The sequence below is a fragment of the Mycobacterium kyorinense genome (assembly GCF_001672775.1).
Lineage (GTDB): Bacteria > Actinomycetota > Actinomycetes > Mycobacteriales > Mycobacteriaceae > Mycobacterium > Mycobacterium kyorinense_A.
In genome coordinates, this window is sequence record NZ_LZKJ01000162.1 from 1 (window position 1) to 5,360 (window position 5,360).

Here is a 5,360-nt window from a genome sequence, read left to right on the forward strand (position 1 = left end):
ACCACCGCCAACACCGGATGCCCCAACCGCACCGCATCCGAGAGCCGCTCCACCACCAACATCCCCCCACCCTCGGAGAATCCGGTGCCGTCGGCGGCACCGGCGAAGGCTTTGCAGCGGCCGTCCGGTGAGAGTCCGCGCCAGCGGCTGAATTCCACGAAGATATCGGGAGTGGCGTTGATGGTGACGCCGCCGGCCAGCGCCAAATCGCACTCCCCCGAACGCAGCGACTGCACCGCCATATGCAGCGTCACCAACGACGACGAGCACGCAGTATCCACCGACAGCGCCGGCCCTTCCAGGCCCAGCACATAGGCCACCCGGCCGGAGGCCACGCTCGACAATTGGCCGGTCAACCGGAAACCTTCGACGGGTTCGGCGGCGAACATGCCGTAGCCCTGTGTCATCACCCCGGCGAACACGCCGGTGGCGCTGCCCCGCAGCCCGGTGGGGTCAATCCCGGCCCGCTCCAACGCCTCCCACGACAACTCGAGGAACATGCGTTGTTGGGGATCCATCGCCAGCGCCTCGCTGGGCGCCACCCCGAAGAATCCGGGGTCGAAATCCGCGACGCCGTCGACGAAGCCGCCGGTGCGGGTGTAGCAGGCACCGGATACGTCGGGGTCGGGATTGAACAGACCGGCCAGATCCCAACCCCGGTCGGACGGAAACTCGGTGAGCACATCACGGCCCTGGATCACCATGTCCCACAGGTCGTCTGGCGAATTGACTCCACCGGGGAAGCGGCAGGACATTCCGACGATCGCGATCGGGTCGTCACCGGTCGCGCGAACGGCCGGAACATGCTTGGTTTCTTGCGGGACGCCGGCGAGCTCGGTGCGGATATAGGTGGCAAGCCCGTTGGGCGTCGGATAGTCGAAGATCAGGGTGGGCGATAGCGCCAGCCCGGTGGCGGCCTTGAGCCGGTTGCGCATTTCGACCGCGGTCAGCGAGTCGAATCCGAGGTCCTGGAAGGCCTTGTCGGCGTCGATTGCCTCCGGGGTGGTGTTGCCCAGCACGGTGGCGATGTGTGACCGCACCAAATTCAGCAACAGCGCGTGCTGCTCGTCATCAGTGAGCCCATGGAGCCGTTGCGCCAGCGCGGATTTCGATTTAGCGGCGGCCAGCGAGTCGTCCACTCGGCGCCGTGTCGGCGCGTTGATCAGGTCGGTGAACATCGGCGGCACCACGGCGGCGTGGCTCCGCAGCGCTGCGGTGTCGATGCGTGCCGGCGCCAGATAGGGCTCGTCGACGGCCAGCGCCGTGTCGAACAGTTCCACGGCTTCGGCAGAGGACAGTCCGACGACGCCGCTGCGGCCCAGTCGGGCCCGGTCCGCGGCGTCGAGCCCGCCGGTCATGTCGCTGGCCTGCTCCCACAATCCCCACGCCAACGAGATCGCCGGCAAACCGTGGGCCCGCCGGTGCGCGGCCAGCGCATCCAGGAACGCGTTGGCGGCCGCGTAGTTGGCCTGGCCCGACGAGCCGACCAGACCGGCCATCGACGAGAACATCACGAACGCTGACAAACCCAGGTCTCGGGTCAGCTCATGCAGATTCCAGGCGGCATCCACCTTGGCCCGCAGCACCGCATCGATGCGGTCCGGCGTCAGCGAGGTCACCACCGCGTCGTCGAGCACCCCCGCCGCGTGAATCACGGCCGACAGCGGGTGCTGTCGCGGAATGTCGGAAATCACTTTGGCCAACGCGGCGCGATCGGCCGCGTCGCAGGCCACCACCTGAACCTCGGCGCCGGCGGCGGTCAACTCGCCGGCCAGCTCCGCGGCATCCGGGGCTTCGATCCCCCGCCGACTGAGCAGCACCAGGCGGCGCACCCCGTGCTGCGTCACCACATGCCGGGCCAGCGTCGAACCGGCCATTCCGGTGCCGCCGGTGATCATCACGGTGCCGGACGCCCAGGCATCGGGCATCGTCAGCACGACCTTGCCGGTGTGTCGGGCCTGACTCAGATACCGCAGCGCCGCCGGTGCCCGCCGGATGTCGAATGTGGTGACCGGCAACGGATTCAGCACGCCGGCGTCGAACAGCTTCGCCAGTTCGAGCATGTATTCGTGCATGCGGACTCGGCCCGGCTCGAAGAGGTCGAAGGCGCGGTAGCGCACACCGGGATGGTTGGCGGCGACCACGCCGGGGTCCCGGATGTCGGTCTTGCCCATCTCCAGGAACACCCCGCCCGGGGCCACCAGCCGCAGCGACGCGTCGACGAACTCACCGGCCAGTGAGTCGAGCACCACATCCATGCCGCGGCCGTCGGTGACTGCCCGGAACTTGTCCTCGAATTCCAACGTGCGCGAGTCGGCGATGTGGTCTTCGTCAAAGCCCATGGACCGCAACGTGTCCCACTTGCCGCGACTGGCGGTGGCAAATACCTCCAGGCCCAGGTGCCGGGCCAGTTGGACGGCGGCCATCCCCACCCCGCCTGTCGCGGCGTGCACCAATACCCGCTGCCCGGGCTGCACGTCGGCCAAATACAGGAACGCGTAATAGGCAGTGGTAAAAACGGCTGAGATACCGGCAGCTTCGGCGTAGGACCAGTCCGCGGGCATTGGCAGTAGCAGCCGGACGTCACCGGCGACCAGGGTTCCGCTGCTGTCGGGGAAGAAACCCATCACGTCGTCACCGACGTTGAATTCGGTGACGCCCGGGCCGGTTTCGACCACTACACCTGCGGCTTCGCCACCCAGCAGCGCGTCGTGGGTGAACATGCCCAGCGTGATCATCACGTCGCGGAAGTTGGTGGCGATAGCGCGGATGGCCACCCGGACCTGGCCTGGTTCCAGCGGCGCATCGGCGTTGGGCACCGGTTCGAGCTGCAAATTCTCGAACGTGCCGGCGGCCGAAAGACCCAGTCGCCACGGCAGATCTCCATCCGGCGGGGTCAACAGGCCGTCGACCGACCGGCTGGCGTGCACGCGGGCGGTGTAGGCCACTCCGTCGCGCACCAGCACCTGCGGTTCGCCGGTGGCCAGAATCGCGGCCACGTCGGCTTCGCCGACCGGCGTATCGACGTCGGCCAACACCAGTCGGCCCGGATGCTCGGTTTGCGCCGAGCGCACCAGCCCCCACACCGCGGCGCCGGCCAGATCGGTGACATCCTGTCCGGGTAGCGCCATCGCGCCGCCGGTGATGACGACCAACACACCGGAGTCGTGGCCGGCAAGCCACGACTGCACCGCAGCCAACGCCGCGTGCGTGCGTTCATAGACTTCCGCGACGGGATCGTCGCCGGCGGAACGGAATTCGAACACTTCATGGGCGGGAACAGCGCCGGTGCCCGGCGAGGCCGGCGACCACGCCACCTCGAAGAGCCGATCCGCCGCCGAACTCGATGCCGCCGCCGCCAACTGCTGCTGCGAGACCGGGCGCACCGCCATCGAAGCCACCGACAACACCGGCAGGCCCAGCCCGTCGGCGAGCTCGACCGACACCGCCGACGGGCCCACGGGTGCGATCCGGGCCCGCACCGACGAGGCGCCGGCGGCGTGCAGCGAGACGCCCTGCCAGGAGAACGGCAGTGCCACGTCGCTGGCATCGGCGGCCATCGCTGCCGCGTGCAGCGCGCTGTCCAGCAACACCGGGTGCACCCCGAACCCGGTGACGCCCCCGGCGGCTTCCGGCACCGTGACTTCGGCGAACATCTCGTCGCCGCGGCGCCACATCGCAGTCAGCCCGCGGAATGCGGGGCCATATCCATAGCCATGGGCCGCCAGCCGCTGATAGCCGTCGGCCACATCCACCGCGGTGGCCCCGGCAGGCGGCCACACCGACAAGTCCGCAGCGGGTTGAGTCGCTTCCGGGCTCAGGACACCCTCGGCGTGACAAACCCAGTCCGAGTCCGCGGTCGCCCGGGAAAACACCGACACGTTGCGCCGGCCGGAATGTTCGGCGGCTCCCACCACGACCTGGACCGCCACCGAACCCGACGCCGGCAGCATCAGCGGTGCCTGCAACGTCAACTCGTCGACCACCGAACAGCCGGCCTCGTCGCCGGCGCGGATGGCGAGCTCCACAAAGCCGGCGCCCGGGAAGACCACCAGCTCGGATACCGCATGGTCGACGAGCCAAGACTGCGATGCCGGCGAGAGCCGACCGGTCAGTACTACCCCGCCGGAGTCCGGCAGTTCGACCACCGCACCCAGCAACGGATGCTCGCTGGAACCTAGCCCTAGACCGGCGGCATCGACTGCGACGCCGTCGCCGGAGAGCCAAAAGCGCCGTCGCTCAAAGGCGTACGTCGGCAGCTCGACGAACTCACCGCCTGTCAACAGCGCGCGCCAGTCCACCGCGACACCTGACACGAAGGCCTGCGCGGCGGAGGCCACGAACCGCCCCAATCCGCCTTCCTCACGACCCAGGGTGGGCAGGACGATCGGTTCGGCGGCGCCGTGATCGGTCACGGTGTCTTCGATGCCGGCAATCAACGCCGGATGCGGGCTGGATTCGATGAACGTTCGGTAGCCCTGTTGACACGCGCTGCGTACCGCCTGGTCGAATTCGACGGTCTGCCGGATGTTTCGGTACCAGTAGTCGGCGTCCAGGCCGGCGGTGTCGTAAAGAGTGCCGGTGACCGTGGAGAAGAACGCGGTGCGCGATGACTGCGGTTCGATGCCGGCCAACACCTCGGCCAACTGGTCACGGATCGCCTCGACGTCAACGGAATGCGACGCGTAGTCGACGTCGATGCGACGTGCGCGCAACTCCCGCTCGGCGCACTGCCCGATGAGTTCGTCCAGTGCTTCGGCGTCACCGGAAACCACCACAGCGGATCGGCCGTTGATCGCCGCGATGCCGATTCGACTGCCGAAGGGCGACAACAACTCTCGAGCCTGCTCGATGTCGCATGCCAGCGATACCATGCCGCCGCGGCCAGACAGGGCCAGCAACGCTTTACTGCGCAGCGTTACCACCCGCGCGGCGTCGCGCAGCGACAATGCGCCCGCGACGGAGGCGGCGGCGATCTCGCCCTGAGAGTGGCCGATCACGGCGTCGGGCCGAACGCCGATGGATCGCCACAGCTCTGCCAGCGACACCATGACCGCGAACAGCGCCGGCTGGACGACGTCGACGCGGTCCAGACCCGGCGCCTCCGGTGCACCGCGCAGGACGTCGATCAGCGACCAGTCGACGAACTCGGCGAAGGCCTCCGCGCAAGCGTGCATGTGTTGAGCGAAAACCGGTGCGGTGTCCAGCAATTCGACTCCCATGCCGAGCCATTGGGAGCCTTGGCCGGGGAAGACGAACACGGTCTTGCCCGCCGGGGTCGCCCGCCCCGACACCACACCGCCACCCGGTAGACCATCGACCAACTCGGCCAACCCGCCCAACAACTGATCACGGTCCGA

General features: G+C 68.4%; 1 protein-coding gene. It reads right to left on the bottom strand.

Going from position 1 to position 5,360, the window contains the following annotated elements; all coding sequences use genetic code 11:
- Nucleotides 1-5,360, bottom strand: a 5,360-nt coding sequence (locus A5707_RS17575) for an SDR family NAD(P)-dependent oxidoreductase (RefSeq protein WP_156658093.1), incomplete at both ends; no start/stop codon positions are given.